Here is a 2,209-nt window from a genome sequence, read left to right as displayed (position 1 = left end):
GTCCTTTTTTGAAGAAGACCTGCGCTGGATGAACCGGGCGCATAGCGCTGCTGAAGCGGAAACCTGCATCAAGCGCAGCCAGGATGCAGGATTTGAAAACCTGAGCATTGACCTGATCTATGGCTATCCGCTGCTGACCGACAGCAAATGGCTCAGTAATATCAACAAGGCGATAGAATTTGAAACGCCGCATGTCTCTGCGTACGCGCTTACAGTTGAACCCAGAACGGCATTGGCCAGTTCGATAAAAAGAGGCAGGGAAATTCCCCTGAACGAAGAACAAAGTGCGGCTCAATTTATCACGCTTATAGAGAAATTAAAAGAAGGCGGGTTCGAGCATTACGAAATTTCCAATTTCAGCAGGGCCGGCCAATATGCAGTTCACAATACCAATTACTGGCGTGGTGTTCCTTACCTGGGCATAGGTCCTTCCGCCATGGCTTTGACGGCCAGACCCGGTATCTGAACATTGCCAATAACGCCGAATACCTGGAAAAGCTTCAGCAGGGACGGCTGGCAGAGACCATTGAAGAGTTGAGTCTTTACGACCGGTTTAATGAGTACATCATGACCTCTTTGCGTACCATGTGGGGCTGCAGTCGGCATAAAATTGAATTGGATTTCGGCAAGCTGTTTCTGGCAGACACGCTTAAAAATATACAAATTTTTATACAACGGGGCTGGCTGGTCAATGAAGATGACCGCCTGGTCTTAACTTTGGACGGCAAGTTATTTGCTGACTATATTGCGTCGGAGCTATTTTTAACTGAAGAAGATCATCAATAAACAAATACACCATGAACAATAAGGTTATCTGGATCACAGGAGCATCGTCGGGCATCGGAGAGGCCCTGGTTTATGCCTATAACAAGGTCGGGGCTAAACTGATCATCTCCTCCCGCAACCGCGATGAGCTGTACAGGGTAAAGGCGGCCTGTAAAAATCCTGTGGGCATACATGTGCTCCCCCTTGATCTTGAAAAAACAGCAGCCCTGCAGGATAAAGCCGAGGAAGCGATCCGCATATTTGGGCAAATTGACATCCTGATCAACAGCGGCGGAATGAGCCAGCGCAGCCTGGCCATGGAAACCGGACTCGATACGGAACAGCGGCTGATGGACATCAATTTTTGGGGAACGGTAGTCCTGAGCAAGGCGGTGATCGCCAGGATGATCACATCCGGCGGAGGAAATATAGTCTGCATCAGCAGTCTGGTGGGCAAGTTTGGCACCCGGCTAAGGTCAGCTTATTCTGCGTCCAAGCATGCTTTGCACGGTTATTTTGACTCCCTGCGCTCTGAGGTCTACGAAAAAAAAATCAACATCACACTGGTCTGCCCCGGTTTCATCAAAACCAATGTTTCTATAAACGCACTGACCGGGGACGGCAGCCCGCAGGGCACCATGGACAGTGCTCAGGATAATGGCATGCCGGCCAGCGAATGTGCCAGGCTCATCGTTGATGCCATCAAACAAAACAGGGAAGAAATCTATATCGGGGGCAAGGAAGTGAAAGGCGTTTGGTTTAAGCGGTTCTTCCCGCTCCGGTTCTCAAAATACATGCGTACGGCAAAAGTTACAAGGTAAATTTTATGAGTTAATTACATTTTTCCTATATTCATTTGACCAAACGTCAAACACACAAATGAATACAAAAAAAACCACCTCGCTTCTGCTTGGGCTTTTGTTAATGCACGGAATTATCTGCCATGCAAAGAACAGCCCCGGTATAGAGCCAACAACCATCACTGTTCCTGTAGGAGGAAACGGATGGTTAAGTAAAAATTCAAAAGCACAGATCAAGACCGAAGGAGTGGTCAACTGGCGCGATCAGACCGACATCATTTCTATTTACTTCCGTGCGGAAACTGCCGGAGAGGTTGAAGTGGCATTAAGGCTTAGCGTGCCTGAAGGAAAAAGCAGGATCAGCGTAAGCGCTGAAGGAACTGCATTGACCAAAGAAGTAAGTAACCTGGGCGCGGCCATAGTCGTCATTGGAAATGTCAGCATCAAACAACCCGGTTATGTAAAGGTCGAACTCAAGGGCATCTCCAGGACGGGAGATGTATTTGCTGAGGTTTCTGATCTGATTGTGAAGGGAGATCCTGTTACCAACGCAGCTTATGTCAAAAACAATGAAGGAAATTTTTTCTACTGGGGGCACCGGGGGCCGTCTGTGCACCTCAATTACCAGGTACCGGATGCGGCAG

3 protein-coding genes and 1 pseudogene are annotated in these 2,209 nt (G+C 48.4%); all 4 read left to right on the top strand.

Annotated features, from left to right (window positions below; all coding sequences use genetic code 11):
- A pseudogene (locus tag VK541_RS25035) lies at positions 1-466 on the top strand (coproporphyrinogen III oxidase); the annotation flags it as partial.
- Between the two features lie 101 nt (positions 467-567).
- Positions 568-786: a hypothetical protein gene (locus tag VK541_RS25030; RefSeq protein WP_324373372.1), complete on the top strand. Its 219-nt coding sequence runs from the start codon at positions 568-570 to the stop codon at positions 784-786.
- An 11-nt stretch (positions 787-797) separates the two neighbouring features.
- Positions 798-1,586 carry an SDR family oxidoreductase gene (locus VK541_RS25025; protein WP_324373371.1) on the top strand — a complete coding sequence of 263 codons (789 nt, stop codon included), beginning with the start codon at positions 798-800 and terminating at the stop codon, positions 1,584-1,586.
- Positions 1,587-1,644: 58 nt separating this feature from the next.
- A partial coding sequence (locus VK541_RS25020) for a DUF5077 domain-containing protein (protein ID WP_324373370.1) occupies positions 1,645-2,209 on the top strand: 565 nt, incomplete at its 3' end.

Origin of the sequence: Pedobacter sp., from assembly GCF_035317785.1 — a bacterium.
GTDB lineage: Bacteria > Bacteroidota > Bacteroidia > Sphingobacteriales > Sphingobacteriaceae > Pedobacter.
The sequence above is the reverse complement of the archived record's forward strand: the minus strand, read 5'-3'. Positions and strand labels throughout refer to the sequence as shown.